Raw genomic sequence first — 20,352 nt, 5'->3', positions numbered from 1 at the left:
AACCCGCCTACATCAGTGCAGCGGCAGCCGGCGGTAGCGGCCGGGATTGTCGGGATCACTGAAATGGCCCATCGGGCCATTCTCGGCAAAATGCTTCGCCCAGCGGCTCATCGCTTCCGGATCAAGCTCGACACCTAGCCCGTCGCCTTCCGGCACCCGGACTGTGTTGTTCGTCTGGCGGAAAGGGCCATTTCTGACCACATCGCCGATCTGCCAGCGAAACAGCGACTGCGATGCCTCCGTGATCCAGGGCGTCGCCGCGACGACGTGCAGATAGGCGGCGGTCATGATGCCGAGATCGTTGGAATAGCACCAGAAGCCCTTTCCCATCGCTTCGCAGGCGGCGATGAATTTGAGCGTCTTTGACAACCCGCCGAGCGCCGCGAAGTTACAGACGAAATAGTCGGGCGCACCGAGCGCCACCGCCCGCCTCAAATCCGGGATATGAGTTGAGAAAGGAATGGTCGAGTGCTGTCTCAGCGCCGCCATTTCCTCGAAAGTAGCCACCGGGTCTTCGTAGTTCCGGATGTCGTAAGGCTCGATCTCGCGAAGCACCCGGCGCGCCGTCGTGAGCGACCACTGCATGTTGGAATCAAGCTTGAGCTGGACATCCAGCCCCAGCGCCTCGCGCAGTTTCCTGACGGTCCGGATCTCCAGCCCCGGATCGCCCATGATCAATTTGCCCTCGAAAATCGTGGAGCCATGCTCCTCCCGCATCTTGAGGCAATAATCGACGATGGCCTCCGGCGTCATCTCGCCGCCGGCGCCGTCATGCGCGGGACGGAAGGCGAAATATTCGGAAAACGGGATGTCCTTGCGGACCGCGCCGCCGAGAAGCTTGTAAAGCGGCATGCCGAAAACCTTGCCGCGGATGTCCCAGAGCGCAAGCTCGACCGCGCCGAAGGCAACCGAGGAAGCGTTCTCCCCGGTGTTGGCGGTGATCTGCCACGGCGGCACGCAGCGTGCCTCGCAGTCGGCGAGGTCGAGAGGGTCGGCGCCGATCAGCGCCGGCGCAATCTCGGCCTTTATGACCTCGCCGAAATGCCACCACGGCGCTTCGCCCAGACCCACCACGCCTGCGTCAGTCTCGACCTCGACGATTGATTTCGAGGCGCCGCCATAGAGGCCGGCGGTCCACCAGAAGGGGGCATCCAGCGGCACGTTGACATGGGTGACGCGGATATTGGTGATCTTCATCGCACAGCCCTCAACACCAAGCGTCACTCAGCCCTGCGGCGGGTCGTCGATCGCCGCCCAAGAGCGCCGTCAATCACGGCGCCGTCATGCCGTCTCAAGCCAAACCTTCTGCAGGTCCATCTGGAAGGTCGGATGGATGCCATGATCCTTCACCGCCTCGGCCATGTGGCAATAGAGAGATTGCCAGAATGGCTGGATGATGACGCCGGAGTCCTGGAGTATCTGCTCGACCTCCCTCATGACCTCGCGGCGTTTTTCGGGATCGACGATCGCAAGCGCCTCATTGAGCTTGGCGTCGAATTCAGGGTTGGAGTAGCCGCTCTCGTTCCAGGCCTCTCCCGTCCTGTAGCCAAGCGCCAGGACCTGCACCCCTAGCGGACGCATGTACCAGATGGTCATCGAATAGGGATATTTCGTCCAGTCGTTCCAGAAGGTGGAGCCCGGCAGAACCGTGCGCTTCACTTTGATTCCGGCTTCGCGGAGTTGCGCCGCGATGGCGTCGCCTGTGTTCTTCTGCCAGTCGTCCTCGACGGTTATCAGATCGTGCTCGAAATCGATCTGCCCGGCCTCTTCCAGAAGCTTTTTTGCACCTTCCAGATCGCGCTGCTTCTTCGGCAGTTCCGCGTATTCGGGATGAATCGGGCTGACGTGGTGGTTTTCTCCCACCGTGCCGCGGCCGCTATAGCCGAGTTGCAGCACCACATTATTGTCCACCGCCATCTGCAGGGCATTGCGCACCCGCTGGTCGTCGTATGGCTTGTGGGTCACGTTGGTGCGCGCCACCAGCGTTGTCGCCGTCGCCACTTCCGATTTCACCAGGCCCATGCCGTCGAGTATGTCCACATAATCGGCCGGCGTCTCGAAATTGGCCTGGATCTCTCCGGATTCGAACGCATTCAGCATCGCCGCCGGATCGGTGCCGTAGTCGATGAATTCGACTCCGTCCAGCAGCGACTCCCCGCCCCACCAGCTTCCATTTTCACGGCGTTTGACCACGGCTTTGGAGCCGACGTCGTAAGAAACGAGTTCGAACGCCCCGGTGCCTATCGGCTTGGCGATCGGATCGGCGCCGTCCGCCTCGAAGTTCCGGTGCACGACGAGCGCCGGATAGTCCGTCAGGTTGGGAATGATCGAAATGTCCGGGTTATTGAGCGCCAGCTTCACCGTGTGGTCGTCGACGCGGGTGATGGCGCCTTCTCTGGCACGGCCGGTCGCCTCGTCGATCAGCGAGCCCACCCGCGCGGCCATGGAGTTGCCCGTGGCCGCCTTGTCGCACCAGCGGTTGAGGTTGAAGATCACGTCGTCGGCATTGAACTCATCGCCATTGTTCCAGGTCACGTCTTTCCTGACGTGCAGGACATATTCGGTGGCTTCGTCATTCACGTCCCAGCTTTCGAGCAAAACCGGCTCGAAAGTGAATTCCCGCGTGTATTTGACCAGCGGTTCCAGGAAAGTCCGGGTGATGTTCGCCATCTCCACCCAGTCATAAGTGCGCGGATCCTTCTGCGCCTTCACGGCCATAGCCACCTTCAGCACGCCGCCCTTCTTCGCTTCCTGGGCCAGCGCCCGCGTGGGAGCGGCCAGCCCGATCATGCCATAGGCGAATGCGGTCGATGCGCCCATCGCACTCGCCATCGCCAGGAATTCGCGCCGATCCATGCGCCCGGCCCGAGCCGCCTCGGCCATTTGCTCGATGACCGCGGGGACGCGGTCTTCATTGCTCCTGAAGAATGCCATGTGTTCCTCCCAATGTTCCCTTGTTGCTTGTGCTCGCCGCCTCAGTACCAGGCGTCGTCCATCTGGCCCTTCCGGCGCGCCATGAAGTCCTTCAGGGCTTCGTCGATCCCTTCGTCGAGCGGCGGGGCCTCATATTCGGCGAGCGCCTTCTTCCAGCGCTTGTTGGCGCGGATGGCGGCGTCTTCGCTTCCCGCCGCCTCCCATTTCTCGAAAGGCTCATTGTCAGCGACCTCGGAATCCCAGAACGCGGTTTCGTAGTTCTGCATGGTGTGGGCGCAGCCGAAGAAGTGGCTGCCCGGCCCAACCTCCTTAAAGGCGTCCAGCGCAAGCTGGTTGTCGTCGATCCTGACGCCGTCGAGATAGGTGTGCAGCGCGCCGCAGAAATCCGCGTCCATGACGAACTTTTCGTAGGACATGGACAAAAGCCCGTCGAGGAAACCGGCTGAGTGGAGAATAAAATTCGCGCCGCAATGGACCGCGGCGAGCATCGACATGGTGCCCTCGTTCATCGCATGCGCGTCCGGCAGCTTCGACGTGGTGAAGTTGCCAGAACAGCGCAGCGGCAGGTTCAGCCGCCGCGCAAGCTGCCCGATCACCATCGAGCCGATTGCCGGCTCCGGCGTGCCGAAGGTCGGCGAGCCCGAGCGGAGCGACATGGAGGACAAGAAATTGCCGAAGATCACCGGCGCTCCGGGGCGTTCGAGCTGCGTCAGCGCGCACCCGGCCATGGTTTCGGCGAGCGACTGGGCGATGGCGCCGGCGTTGGTCACCGGCCCCATGGCGCCGCCGAGGATGAACGGCACGATCACCGCCGCCTGGTTGGCGCGGGCATAAGCGCGCAGCGCCGTCGTCATCGTCGCATCCCAGACCAGCGGCGAGTTGACGTTGACGTTGCCGAGGATGACGCAGTTCTCGTCGGCGAATTTCTCGCCGAAGACGATGCGCGCCATGTCGATCGAATCTTCCGCCCGGCTCTCCGCCGTCACCGACCCCATGAAGCCCCGGTCGGAATATTTGACGTGGGAATACACCATGTCGAGATGGCGCTTATTCACCGGCACATCGACCGGCTCGCAGATCGTGCCGCCGGAATGGTGCAGCCAGGGCGACGACTGCGCCAGCTTCACGAAATTGCGGAAATCCTCGATCGTGCCGTAGCGGCGGCCCTTGTCGAGGTCCATGACGAAGGGCGAGCCGTAGGCCGGCGAGAAGACCACATTCTTGCCGCCGATCTTCACCGAATTGGCGGGATTGCGAGCATGCTGCGTGAATTCGGCCGGCGCTGTCCTCAATATCTCGCGCAGCATACCGGGTTCGAACTTCACCAGCGCGCCATTGATGTTCGCCCCCGCCCGCTTCCAGTGGTCGAGCACAACCGGGTCGTCGCGAAACTCGATCCCGATCTCGGCCAGGATGCGATCTGCCGTCGCCTCGATGCGAAGCAAGTTCTCCTCGGACAAAATATCGTAGGTCGGGATGTTGCGGGCGATATAGGGCCGGCCGTGGCCCTGGCTGCCGTGCGAGCGAAGTTCGCGCCGCGCGACCCTGCCGCCGCCGCGCTCGCGGCGGGGCGCCGGTTTCTCAATCATTTCGCCCGTCGTTTCGGCCATTTCGCCTCCGGCAAATCATCGACCTTGTTTTCATGAAGCTAGCCGCACGTTCTGTCGTTGTGACGCTGGAAAATCCTCATGGCTTCTATAAGCTGCGCTTATGCAAAGCCTCCGCCATCTCCTCCCCTCCGCGGGCGCCCTCATTGTCTTCGAGGCTGCCGGAAGGCTTGGCAGCTTTACCGCCGCCGGGCGAGAGCTCGGCATGACGCAGGCCGCCGTCTCCTACGCTGTCCGCGGACTGGAACGGCAACTCGGCGTGACCCTGTTCCTGCGCAAGCATCGTCAGGTGCGGCTGACGGAGGCCGGTGAGCGCTTCTTCGCCGACGTCACGCTCGGTCTCTCGCATATTCGCAAGTCGGCCGAAGAGTTGCGCGCCTTCGCAGGCGGCGGACATGTGACGCTCTCGGCGTCCACTGCCTTTGCCTCCTTCTGGATGATGCCGCGGCTGCAGCAGTTCCGCGACGACCTGCCCGGCACCGATCTGCGCATCCAGACCTCGGACCGGGACATAGACCTCATCGCCGAAGGCATCCCGCTCGGCATTCGCGGCGGGGCGCCGGCGGATTTTCCATTCTACGAGTGCCTGCCACTGGCGCAGGAGGAGATCTACGCCGTGGCGGGCGCGTCCTATGCCGGCCGCAACGGCGCGCCTAAATCGGTTGCCGAGCTGACGCGCCACCGTCTCATCCACCTCGAGGAGCCGTTCCGAGAGGCCGCGACGTGGAATGAATGGTTCCAATCGGCCGGCATCAACGGCGCAGTGGCCAATCGCGGGCTGCTCATCAATGACTATGTCCCCGTCATCCAGGCGGTAATGGGGGGCCAGGGCATCGCGCTCGGCTGGCGGCACTTGACCGACAGGCTGGTCGAGAGCGGTCTGCTGGTTCAGGTCACCGACCATGTGATGAGGACCGGCAAGGCCTTCCACGTCGTCTGGCCGAAAAATCGCGAGTTGTCGGCCAGCGCGAGAAAGGTGCGCGACTGGCTCGCCGCGCAGGCGTGAGGCGCTTTCGCTCAAGCGCAGAATCCGCATATGATGCGGCCATGCCGATACGCCAGCTTTCAGAAACGATGATCAACCAGATCGCCGCCGGCGAGGTCATCGAGCGTCCGGCGAGCGTGGTCAAGGAACTGGTGGAAAATGCCATCGATGCGGGGGCAGCCCGCGTCGAGATCGTCACGGCCGGCGGCGGGCTCAATCTGGTTCGCGTCAGCGACGACGGCTCCGGCATTCCGGAAGACGAATTGGAACTGGCGGTGGCGCGCCACTGCACGTCGAAGCTCTCCACCGACATACACGACATACGCTCGCTCGGCTTTCGCGGCGAAGCCCTGCCCTCGATCGGCTCGGTAGCGCGGCTGACGATCCGCTCGCGCACGGCGACAAGCGACAGCGGCGCCGAGATCGCGGTCGAGGGCGGCCGCCTCGCGCCGGTGCGTCCGGCCGCAGCCAATCGCGGCACCACGGTCGAGGTCCGCGATCTGTTCTTCGCAACGCCGGCGCGCCTCAAATTCATGAAGGGCGAACGCGCCGAGAGCACGGCCACGGCCGATATCGTCAGGCGCATCGCCATCGCCTTTCCGGCGGTGCGCTTCACGCTTTCCGGCCCGGATCGCTCGACGCTGGAGTTTCCGGCCGCCGACGACAGCGCCGAGGGCCGACTCAGCCGCATCGCGCAGGTCATGGGCGCGGAATTCCCCGACAATTCGATCGCAATCGACGCTGTGCGCGAAGGCGTGCGGCTTACGGGGCATGTCTCGATCCCGTCCTACAACAGAGCCAACGCGCTGCAGCAATACGCCTATGTCAACGGCCGCCCGGTGCGCGACAAGCTGATCGCCTCGGCCATTCGCGGCGCTTTCGCCGACGTGTTGCCGCGCGACCGCCACGCGGTGACGGTGCTGTTCCTGACGCTCGATCCGGCGACCGTCGACGTCAACGTCCACCCTGCCAAGGCGGATGTCCGTTTCCGCGACCCCGGCCTGGTGCGCGGGCTGATCGTCGGCGCGATCCGCGAGGCGCTCGCCAATGCCGGCATGCGCGCGGCAACCTCGGGGGCGGCGGCGATGATGGGCGCGTTCCGCCCGGGTCCGGCGCCCTACGGCCATCCCGGTCCGGCCAATGGCCACCGCTCCTTCAATCCGGGCTTCCGCGCCTCGACCTCGGCCGGTTTCGAGGCGAGGCGCTCGCCGCACCGCCCGCTCGACGGCTTCGCCGAGCCGGCGCAGACGGCCTTCGACGCAGGCCCGCTCGCCAGTGCGGATTCGCGCGGCGGCCATGGCGAAGTGGCGGAAGAGCTGCTGCAGGCGCAGCTGGGCGCTGCAAGAGCACAGGTGCATGAAAACTACATCGTCGCGCAGACGCAGGATTCGCTGATCATCGTCGACCAGCATGCGGCGCATGAACGCCTTGTCTATGAGGCGCTGAAGCAGGCGCTGCATTCGCGGCCGGTTCCCGCGCAGATGCTGCTCCTGCCGGAGATCGTCGACCTGCCCGAGGACGACGCCTCGCGCATCGCGGCGCATTCCGACATGCTGAAGAAATTCGGGCTCGGCGTCGAGCGCTTCGGGCCGGGCGCCGTCGCGGTGCGCGAGACCCCCTCCATGCTCGGCGAGACCAATGTGCAGCAGCTCGTCCGCGACCTCGCCGACGAAATCGCCGACAACGACACCACCGACACGCTGAAGGACCGGCTTGACCGCATCGCCGCGACCATGGCCTGCCATGGCTCGGTGCGCTCCGGCCGGCGGCTGAAGCCGGAGGAGATGAATGCGCTCCTGCGACAGATGGAGGCGACGCCGGGCTCCGGCACCTGCAACCACGGTCGCCCGACCTACATCGAGCTGAAGCTCGCTGACCTCGAGCGGCTGTTCGGGCGGCGCTGAAACGCCCGATCTGTCTGCAACCCGCCGGCGCGCTACATCCTCCCTCAGGGCATGACGGAGGAGAGCCATGATTACGGGTGCGCATGTGATCATCTACAGCAACGACGCGGATGCCGACCGGGCGTTCTTCCGCGATACTTTGCGGTTTCCCGGTGTCGATGCCGGCGGCGGCTGGCTGATATTCGCCTTGCCTCCCGCCGAAGTCGCGATCCACCCGACGGCGGAGAGCGAGACCCACGAACTCTACCTGATGTGCGACGACATCAACGCCGCCGTCCGTGAGCTGAATTCGAGCAATGTCGAATGCACCGCGGTAACCGACGAAGGATGGGGTCTGCTGACTCATGTCCCGCTTCCTGGCGGCGGAAAGCTTGGGCTCTACGAGCCAAGGCACCCGGTGCCGGGCCGGATCAGAGCAGCCTGATCACCACTTCGCGCGGCCGGAATCCGGAGAGCATAAATGTCGCCGCCGTGGGCGTCTCGCCTTGACCTCGTCCTGGATTTGTGGCGGAAGAAACGGGTGACAGCGCCAGAGTACGTCCGATGATGAACCGCTTCGAAGGCCCCGGCGCCAGGGAAGCCCGCATTCGCTACCTCGACGGAGATTTCCAGGTCACCAGCCCTGGATCCTTCGTCCGCTGCGCTGTGACCGGCGAGCAGATCCCGCTCGATGAGCTCAAATACTGGAGCGTCGCGCGGCAGGAGCCTTACCTCAACGCCGCAGCCTCGCTGACGCGCGAGATCGAGTCCGATCCAAGCCTGCGCAAACGGTAGGTATGGCTCAGCCGCCGTTGCGCCGCCGACGCCAGGCGGCCAGCGTCTCTTCGATGATGCGTGCAGGCGCGTGGTCGAGGTCAAACACCGTTTCGATCTCCAGGACATCCAGACGCTTCAGGAAATCCGCCGGCGCTCCGCCATTGCGCAGCCTGGCCGCATCCTTGGCGGTCGTCACCAGCCGCAACTGTCCAGCGCGCGCGGTGGCGGCAAGTTCCTGCAATTCGTCGTCGCTGTAGAAATGATGGTCGGGAAATGCGCGCGTCAGCGCGACGACGCCACCCGCATCGGCGACGGTATCAAAGAATTTTTCGGGATGTCCGATGCCGGCGAAGGCAAGGAACCGCTTACCGGAAAACCGGCCGGCATCCTTCGGCCGCGTCGCCGCCTCGAACACCGGCTTGCCGGCGCGAGCGGCCTTGCGCACCGCCTCATCGCCGCCGCTGCCCGTTCCCATCTTTAGGAGAGCGTCGGCGAAACGCAGCTGATCCACAAGCGGCGCGCGCATCGGGCCGCCGGGAATGACATGGCCGTTGCCGAGACCGTAGCGCGCATCGACCACCAACAGCGCGTAGTCGATATGGATGCGCGCGCTCTGGAAGCCGTCATCCATGATCAGGAAATCGCACCCCTGTTCGACGAGCAGCCCCGCGCCGGCCGCCCGGTTCGGCGTCACGGCCACCGGCGCATGTTCGGCGAGAAGCAGCGGCTCGTCGCCGACATGCTTGGCGCTGTCATGCGCTGGATCGACGATATGCGGCTCGGCGAAGCTGCCTCCATGGCCTCGCGAAAGGACGCCGGGCTTCAGCCGCATGCGCTTCGCCTGTCTGGCCAGCGCGATGGCAACCGGGGTCTTGCCGGTGCCTCCGACCGTGAAATTGCCGATGCAAAGAACCGGCAGCCCGACCTTCTCCCGCCTCGCCGCCGCCATCCTGCGGCTCGCCACGTATCCATAAAGCGCCGAAACCGGCGACAGCGCATAAGCGCGCCAGTCCGGCTTCTGCCACCAGAAGGGAGGCGCTTCGCTGGTCATACTACCTGCCCGGCCTTTCGAGCCGCGCCTTGACCACCAGCGGCTGGATGAACGGCTCGAGCGCCCTGAGCGTGATGGCGAGCGCGCCGCGCATCTGGTCGACGGTCGCCGCGGCTGCCGCCATCATCTCATGGCGGGCGACCTCGTTGACGAGCAGGTAATTGACCGCGCCGGCCAGCATGTCGCGGTCGCGCACCAGCTTCGCCCCGCCGCTGTCGATCAACCGCTGATAGGCTTCCCGGAAATTCTGCACGTTGCGGCCTGCCAGGACGGCGGTGTCGAGCATCGCCGGCTCCAGTGGATTCTGTCCACCTTCCGACGTCAGCGAGCGCCCGACAAAGGCGATTTCGGTCAGGCGGAGGTAAAGCCCCATCTCGCCGATCGTGTCGCCGAGCAGAATGTCGGTGTCTGCGGTTACCTTCGCGCCGGCGCTGCGCCGGGCGACGTTCAGGCCCATGGCGGTGAACTGGGCGGCGATCGCGTCCGTGCGTTCGGGATGGCGTGGTACGATGACGGTGAGGAGGCCGCGATGGCGTCCGCGCAGCATCGCATGGACCTCCGCCGCCACCGCCTCCTCGCCGTCATGGGTGGAGACGGCCGCCCAGGTCGGACGCCGGCCGATCTGACGCTGCAGCGATGCCAACGCCTTTCCGTCTGCGGGCGGCGGCACGGTGTCGACCTTCAGATTGCCCGACACGGTGACCGGCCTGGCGCCCAGGGCCTGGAAGCGCTCGCCGTCCGCCTCCGACTGGGCGACCACATGCGCCAGATTCTCGAACAGCGCCTCGGCCAGATAGGCGCGCTTCTTCCACGATTTGAAGGAACGGTCCGAAAGCCGTCCATTGACCAGCACCTGCGGCACCCGCCGCGAGCCGAGTTCCAGTATGGTCATCGGCCAGATTTCGGATTCGGCAATGATGGCGAGATCGGGCTGCCAATGGTCGAGGAAGCGGCTTACCGCCGGCTTCAGATCAAGCGGCACATATTGATGGATGATGCTGTTTCCCAGGCGCTCTTCCGCCACATGCGCGGAGGTTACCGTGCCGGTCGTCAGCACCACGTTCACGCCGTAGCCCAGTATATGCTGCACCAGTGGAACGACGGCGATCGTCTCGCCGACGCTCGCGGCATGCACCCAGATCACCGGCCCGCTTGGGCGTTCCCTGCCCGCCAGGCCGTAGCGTTCACGGCGGCGAGTGCGGTCTTCCTTGCCCTTGGAGGCGCGCCAGGCGACATAGGTGCCGATCAGCGGATAGACGGCGGCGCCCGCAAGGCGGTAGCTCGACAGCAATGCGCGCGCCCAGCGTTCACTCATCGGGCACCGTCGGCGATGCGGTAGGCGTCTTCCGTCGCGGCGTTGAGCGAGGCGGTCACCTCCTGGCGCTTCAATTCCATCTCGGCCTCGTCCGCCTTAGCGGAAACAAGGACGGGCTCGCCGACCGTCACGGCGCAGCGCCCGAACGGCATGTTGACGGTCGTCTTGTCCCAGCTCTTCTCCAGCACCTTGCGGCGGCTGGTGGTTATCGCCACCGGAACGATCGGCCGACCGGTCAGCCGCGCCAGCGTCACGATGCCGAGTCCGGCCTGACGCGGTGTCCCATGCGGAATGTCTGCGATCATGCAGACATTCATGCCGGCATCGAGCGCCTTTTTCAGGGCGATGAGCGCACGCGCGCCGCCCTTGTCGAGATGGCGCTTGTCGACCCGGCCGCCCGAACCGCGCACCGCCTGCAGGCCGAATTTCTCGACCACCAGCGCGTTGAGCTCGGCATCGGCGCTGCGCGAAACCATCGCCACCAGCCCTCGCCCGCGCGGATAGACCGCCGGCGCGAGCAAGTGCTGGCCATGCCACATCGCGACGATAGCCGGCGCCATTTCGGCGTTCGCCTTCTCCAGGTCGGCGGAGCCCTTGGCCAGCGGATTGGTGAACCTGACGAGCCGCAGCCAATGCACCAGCATCGTGGCGATGGCGCCTTTGACGAAGCGCGACTGCGCCAGCGGCTTGCGCGCCTTGCGCCAGAAGGTCTTCAGCGCACCGGCGTCGCGCTTTTTCTTGGCCTTGGCCCGGATGGCCGTCGGCGCGCCTGGTCCGGACGTCATCAGCTCGAACCGGATGCCTTGGCCTCTGGCTGCAGCAGGCGGTGCAGATGGACCACGAAATAGCGCATGTGAGCGTTGTCGACGCTGGCCTGCGCCTTGGCTTTCCAGGCCGACTTCGCCGACGCGTAGTCGGGATAGATGCCGACAATATCGAGCGCGTCGAGATCGCGGAACTCGGTCGAGCCCAGCGACTTCAGTTCGCCCCCGAACACCAGATGCAAAAGCTGTTTGTTTCCGTCGTTCTCGGGCATCGTCTTCCTTGAATCCATGTTCGGCAAACGGCAACTGTCTAAAGCAGTTCGGTTCGGTTTGAAACTATTTCCAGCTGGTTTGGTCTGTACCCGCCAGGGTGTATCGAGGTTCGGGTCAGGCCGAGTCGAAAATGGTAGATTTCGAGAACCGGAACGGAGCGTACGTTTGATACGTGAGTACCGGAAGCGCAGAAATCTGCCATTTGCAGGCCGGCCTCACCTGAATCTCGACACACCTACGCCTGCTCGGCGATCACGCGGCCCATCACGTCCAGCAACCTGCCGCTGCCGGCCACGAGCTTGCCATGCGTGGTGACCGCGCCGCCATAGACCGGCGGCTTGCCCTTGTAGGTCAGCACCTTGCCGCCGGCCTCGCGCAATATCAGGTCGGCGGCGGCGAGATCCCAGTCCTGGGCGTTCGGTTTGATGAATGTCGCATCGAGCTTGCCGTCGGCGATCATCGCTATCCGGTAGGCCAGTGATGGTATGTAGGCTATCGGCCGGCAACGGTCGCGCCAGTTCTGCGGCATTGCATTGATCATCTGCTTGGGGCCGGCGATTTCAGGCGCATCGCCGATGTCGCGCACTTCGAGCGCCGCTCCGTTCTTCCTGGTGCCCATGCCTGGCGCGGCCCAAAAAGTTTCGTCGCGCGCCGGGCATTCGAGCACGCCCGCTATCGGCGCGCCTTCCTCCACCACAGCGATGCTGACGCACCATGCGGTCCGGCCATCGAGAAAGCCGCGTGTTCCGTCGATCGGATCGACCACGAAGAGACGCCGCGAGCCAAGCCTCTCTGCCGAATCGAGCGTCTCTTCAGACAACCAGCCATAGTCCGGCCGCGCCGCCAGCAGCGTCTCTCGCAAATAGCGGTCGACCGCGAAATCGGCCTCGCTGACTGGGGATTGGCCAGTTTTCATCCACACTTCCGGACTTTGCCTGAAGTAACGCAGCGCGATCTTGCCGGCCTCGCGCGCCGCCTCCCGCAACAGCGGCAGATCGCTGGTCGTTTCGGCCGCGTCCACTCGATCAACTACCGGCAAGGGTCATTCCTTCGATCAGCAGCGTCGGCGCGGCGGTGGCGAAATTGCGATCGAGGTCGCTCGCAGGCGCCATGTTCAGGAACATGTCCTTGAGGTTGGAGGCGATAGTCACCTCGGAAACCGGATGGGCGAGCTCGCCATTCTCGATCCAGAAGCCCGAAGCGCCGCGGCTGTATTCGCCGGTGATCATGTTGACGCCCTGGCCGAACACTTCGGTGACGTAGAAGCCGGTCTTCAGCGACGCGATCAGTTCCTCCGGCGTTCTTTCTCCCGGCTCGATCGAGAGGTTTGTCGAGGACGGCGACACCGACGAGCCGCTGCGGGCGCCGCGGCCATTGGTCGTGAGCCCGAGTTCCTTCGCCGCCGAGGTCGACAGAAACCAGTGCATGAGCACCCCATTTTCGACCATCGTCAGCTTCTGTCCCTCGACTCCCTCGCCGTCGAACGGCCGCGAGGCCTGGCCCCGCACACGGAGCGGTTCGTCGATCACGGTAATGGCGGAGGCCGCCACCTGCTTGCCCATCATGTCGCGCAGAAAGCTGGTCTTGCGCGCGACCGACGCGCCATTGATCGCGCTGGCGAGATGGCCCGCAATGCCCCGCGCCACGCGCGGATCGAACACCACGTCCACTGGCCCGGTCTTGGCCTTGCGTGCGTTCAGCCTGCGCACCGCACGTTCGGCCGCCCGGCGTCCAACCCATTGCGGCGAATCGAGGTCCACAAAATGCTGGCGCGAGGAAAACTCGTAGTCGCGCTCCATGCCAGTGCCCTCGCCGGCGATGACGCTGGCCGAGCGCGAAAAGCGCGAACCGACATAATGGCCGAGAAAGCCGTGCGATGTAGCCAGCACCAACCCGCCAAGGCCGGCGCTCGCGCTGCTGCCGCTCGAATTAGTGACGCCGGGCACAGCCAGCGCCGCCTCTTCGGCGGCGAGCGCATCCTCCTTCAGCTTTTCGGCTGAGACGGCAGTCGGGTCGAAGAGATCGAGATCGCGTATTTTCGAGGCCAGTAACGAGGCGTCGGCAAGGCCCTGATACGGATCCTCGGGCGAAACCTTGGCCATCGCCACGGCTCGTTCAGCAAGCGTCTTCGGATCGGAAGCTGCGGTCGCCGAAACACTGGCGACCCGCTGGCCGACGAAGACCCGCAGCGAAACATCATCGCTTTCGGAAGCTTCGGTTCCTTCGACCTTGCCGAGACGCACCGAGACACTGGTCGAGCGGCCGCGCACCGCGACCGCATCCGCTGCGTCGGCGCCGGCCGTCTTGGCGGCCTCCACCAGGGCCGCGACCTGGTCGGTCAGTTTCGCGGCATCGGGCGCTTCGTTCATTTGGTCATTCCTGTTCGGTTCGCAGAGCGGCGCGTGCGCTTGCCAGAACCATCTATTGCCCTGCCCCTGCTTGTGCAATGGCGCAAGAAGCCACAGGCCGTCACCGGCGATGGCTCGTCATTTCGTCTTGGATGGCCGGTTCGGACCGCGCGATGCCTATAACTGCGCCACCTTTTCGCGCACGCCGACCGCCTTCTCCACCGCGCGTTTCAGTTCGTCCTTGATCGCCGCCGTCTCGTGCATCACAGCGTCGATCTTCAGGAAATTGAGCGCGCGGAAACGCGAAACCGGCGGCCGCAGGAATATATCGGGCTGACTTTGCAGCAGCTTGGCGGCGATGATCGACTGCATCATCAATTGCGACGCGCCAAACATCAGGTCGATCGAATTGGGTTTCTTGCGGCCGTTTTCGTCCGGTGCGCCGACGACGTCGATTGCGATCACGATGTCGGCCTCGCCGGTCACGAGGTCGAATGGGACGGGATTGTAAATTCCGCCATCGATCAGCAGCCGCCCGTTGCGGCGGACCGGACGGAATATGGCCGGTATCGCCGCCGACGCGGCGAGCGCCGAGTGAAGGTCCCCTTCGCTGAAAACTTCCAGGCTATGGCCGAAGAAATCGGTGGCGGTGACCTTGAGCGGAATCTGCAGTTCGGCGAAGGTATCGGGGATCGCGTCGGGCAAGAACGCCTTGATAATGCGTTCGATGTTGAACTGGCTGACGCGTATTCCGCTTTCCATCACTTCGGCGAAGCTGCCCGGACGGGCGCGCCACATGCGGCTCGCCACCTCCGTGCGCCGGCACAGGATCGAGCGGGCAAAGTCGTGGATTTCCTTGCCGGTCATCCCCGCAGCCATCCCCGCGCCCATGATAGCGCCGATCGACGAACCCGATATTGCGACCGGCTTGATGCCAAGTTCGTCCAACGCCTCGATGACATGAATGTGGGCGAGGCCCCGTGCTCCGCCGCCGCCGAAAGCTATCGCGAAGGTCGGGTTCATTCCTTGTTCCCGTCCGTCACTGCCGGCCCGACGATCAGCACGGCGGGCTCAGCCAAGAGCAGCTTCCGAGCCGCCGCTTTGGCGTCGTCCAGGGTCACCGCATTGATCAGGTCGGCGCGCCGGTCCATGTAGTCGATGCCGAGATCCTCTATCTGCAACTCCACCAGCGTGGCCGCGATTGCCGCCGACGAATCCAGATTGTTGATGGCATAGGAGCCGATCAGATACTTTTTCGCCGCTTCGAGTTCAGCCTCGGTCGGCCCATCTTCGGCCATCTTCCGCACCACGTCGCGAATGACAGAGAGCGTTTCGTCCGCCTTGTCGGCGCGGGTCGAGGTGCCGATCACCAGCGCCGCGGCATGCTCGCGATTGACGATCGAAGAGCTGATCCCGTAGGTGAGGCCGCGCCTCTCACGCACTTCCTCGAACAGACGCGACGAAAACGAACCGCCGCCGAGCACATGGTTCATCAGCACGGCTCCGAAGAATTCCGGCTCCTCGCGCTCGATCCCGGGATAGGCAAGCTGCAGTGAGGCCTGCGGCAATGCATATTCGACGCGGATTTCCTGGTCGAGCTTCGGCTTTACATAGTCGACCGCCCTCAACGCCGGCTTCTCCGGCAGGCCGGAAAACAGCCTGTCCAGTTCTTTGGCGAGTGTCTCGGCGTCGATTGCGCCCACCACCGCTACATGCAAATTGCCGCGGGCGAAGTTTGCCTTGTGGAATGCCCTAAGATCCTCGGCACTGATAGCGGCCAGCGACGCCTCCGTGCCCTCGTCGCGGCGCGCATAGGGATGGTCGCCGTAGAGTGCGGCCGCCCATTGATACTGTGCTGCCGTTTCAGGATCGCGCTGACTGGAAACGATGCCCGAGACGATCTGGCTGCGAATGCGGTCGATTGGGGCCGCATCGAAACGCGGCTTCTCGATCGCGACTTGCAGAAGCGCAAGCGCCTCGTCCTTGCGGTCGGCCAGCATTCGCATCGATCCGTAAACATGGTCGCGGCCCGCGCTGAACCGCATCTCGGCGCCGGCATTGTCGAGCTGGATCTGGAAGGCTTCGCTGTCGAGATCGCCCGCACCCTCGTCGAACAGTCCCGTCATCAGGTTCGCAAGCCCCTCCTTGCCCGGCGGGTCCTGCGTGCTGCCGCCTTCGAAGGCGAAGCGGATGGCGATGATCGGGACCGAATAGTCCTCGACCAGCCACGCCGTGACGCCGCTCTTCGACGTCACCTCCTGGATCTGGACCTCGGCCTTGGCCACCACAGCCGGCAGCACGAGGAATATCAAGGAGAGGAAGAAGGTCGCGGCAAGCGCGTTCGCCCGCAATCGCAGATCCGCAATGGATGTCATGCCGTTCATTTGAAGCTCAATTCCGCGCTGTCTCTTCGGGAAGCAGATATCCGCTCACGGCCACGTCCGGCTTCAGATATTTCGCCGCTACGGCCTGGACTTGGTCGGCGGTCACGGCCCTTATCCGGTCGGGCCATTCCTGCACGTCCTCGACCGTTCCGCCCGTGGCGAGCGTCTGTCCATATATGTTGGCCATGCTTGACTGGTTGTCTCGCGCGAAGATCATGCTGCGCACGAAACGGTCCTTGGCGGCGTCGAGTTCCGCGTCGGTCACCCCGCCGCTGATGATCCGGGCTATCTCCGCCTCGATCGCGGCTTCCACCTTTTCCAGACCTTCCGCGTCATGCGGCGCACCGTAGACGGTAAAGCTCGATGAATCGAGCATCGTTCCGCTGAAATAGGCGCCGGTACCGGCGGCGATACGATTCTTCACCACCAGCTCCTGATAGAGCCGGCTGCGCGTGCCGCCGCCCAGTATTTCAGACAGAAGGTCCAGCGCCTCGGCTTCGCCGGGCTCGGCGCTGGTGTAGGAAGGCGTCACCCAGTTTCTGGAGACGCTCGGGATCGACACACGCTCGTCGGTCATTGTCACGGTGCGCTTCGTGTTCTGCTCAGGCTCCTGGGGACGCACCCGCGGCGGCAGGTCCGGGCCGCGCGGCACCTCGCCATACGTCTTTTCGGCCAGGGTGCGCACCGTCGCCGGCTCGACGTCGCCGGCCACCACCAGGATCGCGTTGTTGGGCGCATAGTAGCGGTCATAGAAGGCCACCGCATCGTCACGGTTCAGCTTTTCCATCTCATGCATCCAGCCGATGACCGGGATGCGGTAGGGATGATTCTGGTAGAGCGTCGCCTGGACTTCCTCGCTGAGCAGCGCTTCCGGATTGCCGTCGACGCGCGAGCGCCGCTCCTCCAGGATCACGTCTCGCTCCGGGCCGATCACCTGATCGGTCAGGATCAGATTGCGCATGCGGTCGGCCTCGAACGACATCATCGTCTCGAGCGCTTCGGGCGAAACCTGTTGGTAGTAGGCGGTGTAGTCGTAGGAGGTAAATGCGTTCTCGCTGCCGCCGATCTCGGCGATTTTTCGGCCGAACTCGCCGGCTTTGTGCGTCGAGGTCCCCTTGAACATCAGATGCTCGAAGAAATGCGCGATGCCGGATTTGCCGGCCGGCTCGTCGGCGCTGCCGATCTTGTACCAAACCATATGGGTGACGATCGGGGCGCGGTGATCCGGGATCACCACAACTTCCATCCCGTTGCCGAGCAGGAAGTTCTCGACTTGCTGCTGTTGGGGCTGCTGCTGAGGCTGACTCGCCGTTTCGGCAAAGGCAACCGCTGCCGGCGCAAATGCCGCCGCCAGCAGCAGGCAACCGGCAAGAATGCGCCGACCGGATTGTGGCAGGGATTGAGCATTGAAATTCATCGGCGGCTCCTGCGCATCAATAGCTGGGACGGGTATATGCAGTGCGGCAAGCCCACGGAAAGTTAATTGTTCGTCATGTGGGAACTGAGAGGGCCGGATTCACGCGTATTCGACGAAGCGTATGGTGGTTTCCCCATAGTCGCGCTCGTCGATGACCGAAAAGCCCTCGCCGGGATCGAATGAAGCGGTCGCCGCTTCCTCCACCACGCAAAGCGCGCCTGGCAAAAGCCACCCGCCGGCTCGCGCCGAGCGCAGCGCCCGCTCGCCCAGCCCCTTGCCGTAGGGCGGATCGGCAAAGACCAGGCCGAAAGGCTGCACTGTCCCGGCCTCGCCGAGGCCGGTCGCGTCGCGCCGGAATATTTTGGTGCGGCCGGTGAGCCCGAAGGCCTCGACATTGTCGCGGATCAGGCCGCGGCCCTCTGCCGAATCCTCGATGAACATGCAGAACGACGCGCCGCGCGACATCGCCTCCAGCCCGAGCGCGCCGGTTCCGGCAAACAGGTCGAGGACGCGCGCGCCCTGAAGCCGGTCCGGGAAACGGTGCGCCAGGACGTTGAACACCGCCTCCCGCGTACGGTCGGTGGTCGGGCGGATGGCATTGGTGCGCGGCGTGGCCAGCGGCCTGCCGCGAAACTCACCGCCGACGATCCGCATCGGGCCTTCCCTTGCGCGGCCCCGACGGCCGATCGCCGCGCGGCGGCCTGTCACCGCCCCTGGCATCCTCGCCGCGAGACTTGCTGAAACCGGGTTTGCCGCCGCCCGGCTTGCCGTAGCTTGCCTTGCTCGCCTTGCGGGCCTCGTGCTCGGCCTTTTCCGCTGCGGCCCGGCCTTTGCCGATCGGCCTCGCGCCCGGCGCCATCCAGACATTGGCTTTCCGCCCGCCCGGCGGTTCGATCGGGCGCGACTCGCGCTCGCCGGCTTTCTTGCCGCGCGGCTTGTCGCCGTATCCCGGCTTCGGTCCGCGCTCCGGTCGTTCGCCGCGATCCGGTCGCGCGGGACGATCCGGCTTCGTCTGCAGCCGCCCGAGCATGTCCTCGCGGTGGCGCTCATTGTCGCGCCTGCGGTTCTTGATCAGGCCGCCCTCGCCGATCCGCTCCGGCCGCCGCGGCGACGGCCTGCGATCGGGACCCACTTCAACCGGTTTCGCGTACTCCCGCCGTACCGGCTTGTTCGAGAACGGTTTTACGATGTCGGCGTCGAAATTCGCGCCCGACTCCTCGACCAGCCGCTCGCCGAGCTGGTCGCGCAGCATGCGGCCGCTGATCTCCTGGACATGGCCTTCCGGCAGCTCGCCGAGCTGGAACGGCCCGTAGGAGAAGCGGATCAGCCGCGTCACGTCGAGGCCGAGCGCGCCGAGGATATTCTTCACCTCGCGATTCTTGCCTTCGCGCAGACCGATGGTCAGCCACGCATTCGTTCCCTGTTCACGGTCGAGCGAGGCTTCGATCGAGCCGTAGAACACACCGTCGACGGCCATGCCGTCCTTCAGGCCGGCAAGCTGCTTCTCGTCGACCTTCCCATGCACCCGCGCGCGATAGCGCCTGAGCCAGCCCGTCGCCGGCAGCTCCAGCACGCGCGACAGCCCGCCATCATTGGTCAGAAGCAGCAGGCCCTCGGTGTTGATGTCCAGCCTGCCGATCGTCATCAGGCGAGGCAGATTGTCGGGCAGCAGATCGAAGACGGTCTTGCGCCCTTCCGGGTCGCGATTCGTGGTCACCACGCCGGCCGGCTTGTGGAACAGGAACAGCCGGGTGCGCTCGATCGGCGGGATGGCGGTGCCGTCAAGCTCGATCGTGTCGTCCGGCATCACGTTGAAGGCCGGCGACGCCAGCACCTTGCCGTTGACCCTGACGCGGCCGGCGGCGATCAGTTCCTCGGCGTCGCGGCGCGAGGCGATGCCGACGCGGGCGAGCCGCTTGGCAATGCGCTCGCCGGGCGCATCCTCGGCCGTCTCGCGGGGCCTGGCAAACGGCTTGCGGTCGCCGCCCGGCTTGAAGCCCTCGGGCCTCGGGCGTCTGTCGGCAGCGCCGTCGCGCGCATTTTGCGCACGGTCGAGGCGGCGGGCGGGCCGCTCGCCGCCGGCTTCCTCGCCACGCTCATCGCGCCTGGCGAATGGCTTCCCGTCCGGCCGTGGCCGAAACGTTCTCTCGCCGCCCTCCGTCCGCTGGCCCTCACGAGCGCTGCGTTCGAACCGGCCGGGGCGTGCTTCCGCGCCGTCCTCGCGCTTCTGATACGGCTTGCCTTCAGGACGCGGGCCCTTGCGGAACGGCGCGCCGCTGCGCTCCGGCCGAGCATCGCCAGCCGCGCGCGGGCGGTCGTCGCGCCTGAATTCGCGCTTCGGGCGCTCGTCGCCGGCTGCCTCGTCGCGGCGCTTGGCGAACGGCTTCTTGGCCGCGCCGTCGCGCTTCTCGAACGGCTTGCCGCCTTCGAAACGCGGCTTGCCGGCAAAGCCGGGCTTGCCGCCCTTCTTCGGGCCGCCGCGCGGGCCGGACGGTTTCGGGCCGCTCTTGCGGGTAAATTTCTTGTCGTCGTCGGCCATGTGGCGTTTGCCTTTCCGGGGCGGTAGATAACAGGAACGTCGTGGGGTTGCGAGGAGAATCAGGGATGGGCGAAA

The 20,352-nt window shown here is 65.0% G+C and carries 18 protein-coding genes; 4 read left to right on the top strand and 14 right to left on the bottom strand.

The window, feature by feature from the left end; all coding sequences use genetic code 11:
* Nucleotides 1–12: 12 nt before the first annotated feature.
* The 3 genes from ABVK50_RS08945 to ABVK50_RS08935 all read right to left on the bottom strand — a co-directional run bounded on the left by ABVK50_RS08945 (nt 13) and on the right by ABVK50_RS08935 (nt 4,544).
* Nucleotides 13–1,197 (bottom strand): mandelate racemase/muconate lactonizing enzyme family protein, encoded by a 1,185-nt coding sequence (locus ABVK50_RS08945; RefSeq protein WP_353641896.1) that lies wholly within the window; start codon nt 1,195–1,197, stop codon nt 13–15.
* Between the two features lie 84 nt (nt 1,198–1,281).
* Complete coding sequence (locus ABVK50_RS08940) at nt 1,282–2,934, bottom strand: ABC transporter substrate-binding protein (RefSeq protein ID WP_353641897.1); 1,653 nt, start codon at nt 2,932–2,934, stop codon at nt 1,282–1,284.
* Nucleotides 2,935–2,975: 41 nt separating this feature from the next.
* Entirely contained in the window at nt 2,976–4,544 is a 1,569-nt protein-coding gene (locus tag ABVK50_RS08935; protein WP_353641898.1) for a trimethylamine methyltransferase family protein, read from the bottom strand.
* Nucleotides 4,545–4,644: 100 nt separating this feature from the next.
* Between ABVK50_RS08935 and ABVK50_RS08930 the strand changes: the two genes are divergently transcribed.
* From ABVK50_RS08930 to ABVK50_RS08915, 4 genes are all read left to right on the top strand, one after another.
* On the top strand, nt 4,645–5,547 hold the full coding sequence (locus ABVK50_RS08930; RefSeq protein WP_353641899.1) for a LysR substrate-binding domain-containing protein: 903 nt from the start codon (nt 4,645–4,647) through the stop codon (nt 5,545–5,547).
* A gap of 41 nt (nt 5,548–5,588) precedes the next feature.
* A complete protein-coding gene (gene mutL / locus ABVK50_RS08925; protein ID WP_353641900.1) occupies nt 5,589–7,430 on the top strand; it encodes a DNA mismatch repair endonuclease MutL in 1,842 nt (613 codons plus the stop codon).
* A 67-nt stretch (nt 7,431–7,497) separates the two neighbouring features.
* A complete protein-coding gene (locus ABVK50_RS08920) occupies nt 7,498–7,854 on the top strand; it encodes an extradiol dioxygenase (RefSeq protein ID WP_353641901.1) in 357 nt (118 codons plus the stop codon).
* 119 nt (nt 7,855–7,973) lie between these two features.
* On the top strand, nt 7,974–8,204 hold the full coding sequence (locus ABVK50_RS08915; protein WP_353641902.1) for a DUF2093 domain-containing protein: 231 nt from the start codon (nt 7,974–7,976) through the stop codon (nt 8,202–8,204).
* A 7-nt stretch (nt 8,205–8,211) separates the two neighbouring features.
* Here ABVK50_RS08915 and lpxK read toward each other — a convergent pair whose 3' ends face one another.
* From lpxK to ABVK50_RS08860, 11 genes are all read right to left on the bottom strand, one after another.
* Nucleotides 8,212–9,237, bottom strand: coding sequence for a tetraacyldisaccharide 4'-kinase (gene lpxK / locus ABVK50_RS08910; protein WP_353641903.1), 1,026 nt, complete (start codon nt 9,235–9,237; stop codon nt 8,212–8,214).
* 1 nt (nt 9,238) lies between these two features.
* On the bottom strand, nt 9,239–10,552 hold the full coding sequence (waaA, locus tag ABVK50_RS08905) for a lipid IV(A) 3-deoxy-D-manno-octulosonic acid transferase (RefSeq protein WP_353641904.1): 1,314 nt from the start codon (nt 10,550–10,552) through the stop codon (nt 9,239–9,241).
* The gene (locus ABVK50_RS08900; protein ID WP_353641905.1) at nt 10,549–11,337 is read right to left on the bottom strand and encodes a lysophospholipid acyltransferase family protein; all 789 of its coding nucleotides are present in this window, start codon (nt 11,335–11,337) and stop codon (nt 10,549–10,551) included. The genes waaA and ABVK50_RS08900 overlap by 4 nt, the downstream gene beginning before the upstream one ends.
* Nucleotides 11,337–11,588 (bottom strand): DUF4170 domain-containing protein, encoded by a 252-nt coding sequence (locus ABVK50_RS08895; RefSeq protein WP_353641906.1) that lies wholly within the window; start codon nt 11,586–11,588, stop codon nt 11,337–11,339. The genes ABVK50_RS08900 and ABVK50_RS08895 overlap by 1 nt, the downstream gene beginning before the upstream one ends.
* A gap of 236 nt (nt 11,589–11,824) precedes the next feature.
* Entirely contained in the window at nt 11,825–12,628 is an 804-nt protein-coding gene (locus tag ABVK50_RS08890; RefSeq protein ID WP_353641907.1) for a 3'(2'),5'-bisphosphate nucleotidase CysQ, read from the bottom strand.
* Nucleotides 12,615–13,958, bottom strand: a complete 1,344-nt coding sequence (locus tag ABVK50_RS08885) for a TldD/PmbA family protein (RefSeq protein ID WP_353641908.1) — start codon at nt 13,956–13,958, stop codon at nt 12,615–12,617. Before ABVK50_RS08885 ends, ABVK50_RS08890 begins: the two co-directional genes overlap by 14 nt.
* A 156-nt stretch (nt 13,959–14,114) precedes the next feature.
* A complete protein-coding gene (locus ABVK50_RS08880; RefSeq protein WP_353641909.1) occupies nt 14,115–14,960 on the bottom strand; it encodes a patatin-like phospholipase family protein in 846 nt (281 codons plus the stop codon).
* On the bottom strand, nt 14,957–16,321 hold the full coding sequence (locus tag ABVK50_RS08875) for a pitrilysin family protein (RefSeq protein WP_353641910.1): 1,365 nt from the start codon (nt 16,319–16,321) through the stop codon (nt 14,957–14,959). Before ABVK50_RS08875 ends, ABVK50_RS08880 begins: the two co-directional genes overlap by 4 nt.
* A gap of 7 nt (nt 16,322–16,328) precedes the next feature.
* Complete coding sequence (locus ABVK50_RS08870) at nt 16,329–17,738, bottom strand: pitrilysin family protein (RefSeq protein ID WP_353641911.1); 1,410 nt, start codon at nt 17,736–17,738, stop codon at nt 16,329–16,331.
* Nucleotides 17,739–17,837: 99 nt separating this feature from the next.
* Entirely contained in the window at nt 17,838–18,392 is a 555-nt protein-coding gene (gene rsmD / locus ABVK50_RS08865; RefSeq protein WP_353641912.1) for a 16S rRNA (guanine(966)-N(2))-methyltransferase RsmD, read from the bottom strand.
* The gene (locus tag ABVK50_RS08860; protein ID WP_353641913.1) at nt 18,373–20,277 is read right to left on the bottom strand and encodes a pseudouridine synthase; all 1,905 of its coding nucleotides are present in this window, start codon (nt 20,275–20,277) and stop codon (nt 18,373–18,375) included. Before ABVK50_RS08860 ends, rsmD begins: the two co-directional genes overlap by 20 nt.
* Nucleotides 20,278–20,352: the final 75 nt, after the last annotated feature.

The sequence above is a fragment of the Mesorhizobium sp. WSM2240 genome (assembly GCF_040438645.1).
In the GTDB taxonomy this organism is placed as follows: domain Bacteria; phylum Pseudomonadota; class Alphaproteobacteria; order Rhizobiales; family Rhizobiaceae; genus Allomesorhizobium.
Note: the sequence above shows the minus strand (reverse complement) of the source record. Positions and strands in the feature narration are given on the sequence as shown.

What these genes read in the sequence shown, in the direction of transcription:
- ABVK50_RS08945 (WP_353641896.1), bottom strand. Translation starts at nt 1,197, where the DNA reads ATGAAGATCACCAATATCCGCGTCACCCATGTCAACGTGCCGCTGGAT.
- ABVK50_RS08940 (WP_353641897.1), bottom strand. Translation starts at nt 2,934, where the DNA reads ATGGCATTCTTCAGGAGCAATGAAGACCGCGTCCCCGCGGTCATCGAG.
- ABVK50_RS08935 (WP_353641898.1), bottom strand. Translation starts at nt 4,544, where the DNA reads ATGGCCGAAACGACGGGCGAAATGATTGAGAAACCGGCGCCCCGCCGC.
- ABVK50_RS08930 (WP_353641899.1), top strand. Translation starts at nt 4,645, where the DNA reads ATGCAAAGCCTCCGCCATCTCCTCCCCTCCGCGGGCGCCCTCATTGTC.
- mutL (WP_353641900.1), top strand. Translation starts at nt 5,589, where the DNA reads ATGCCGATACGCCAGCTTTCAGAAACGATGATCAACCAGATCGCCGCC.
- ABVK50_RS08920 (WP_353641901.1), top strand. Translation starts at nt 7,498, where the DNA reads ATGATTACGGGTGCGCATGTGATCATCTACAGCAACGACGCGGATGCC.
- ABVK50_RS08915 (WP_353641902.1), top strand. Translation starts at nt 7,974, where the DNA reads ATGATGAACCGCTTCGAAGGCCCCGGCGCCAGGGAAGCCCGCATTCGC.
- lpxK (WP_353641903.1), bottom strand. Translation starts at nt 9,237, where the DNA reads ATGACCAGCGAAGCGCCTCCCTTCTGGTGGCAGAAGCCGGACTGGCGC.
- waaA (WP_353641904.1), bottom strand. Translation starts at nt 10,552, where the DNA reads ATGAGTGAACGCTGGGCGCGCGCATTGCTGTCGAGCTACCGCCTTGCG.
- ABVK50_RS08900 (WP_353641905.1), bottom strand. Translation starts at nt 11,337, where the DNA reads ATGACGTCCGGACCAGGCGCGCCGACGGCCATCCGGGCCAAGGCCAAG.
- ABVK50_RS08895 (WP_353641906.1), bottom strand. Translation starts at nt 11,588, where the DNA reads ATGCCCGAGAACGACGGAAACAAACAGCTTTTGCATCTGGTGTTCGGG.
- ABVK50_RS08885 (WP_353641908.1), bottom strand. Translation starts at nt 13,958, where the DNA reads ATGAACGAAGCGCCCGATGCCGCGAAACTGACCGACCAGGTCGCGGCC.
- ABVK50_RS08880 (WP_353641909.1), bottom strand. Translation starts at nt 14,960, where the DNA reads ATGAACCCGACCTTCGCGATAGCTTTCGGCGGCGGCGGAGCACGGGGC.
- ABVK50_RS08875 (WP_353641910.1), bottom strand. Translation starts at nt 16,321, where the DNA reads ATGAACGGCATGACATCCATTGCGGATCTGCGATTGCGGGCGAACGCG.
- ABVK50_RS08870 (WP_353641911.1), bottom strand. Translation starts at nt 17,738, where the DNA reads ATGAATTTCAATGCTCAATCCCTGCCACAATCCGGTCGGCGCATTCTT.
- rsmD (WP_353641912.1), bottom strand. Translation starts at nt 18,392, where the DNA reads ATGCGGATCGTCGGCGGTGAGTTTCGCGGCAGGCCGCTGGCCACGCCG.
- ABVK50_RS08860 (WP_353641913.1), bottom strand. Translation starts at nt 20,277, where the DNA reads ATGGCCGACGACGACAAGAAATTTACCCGCAAGAGCGGCCCGAAACCG.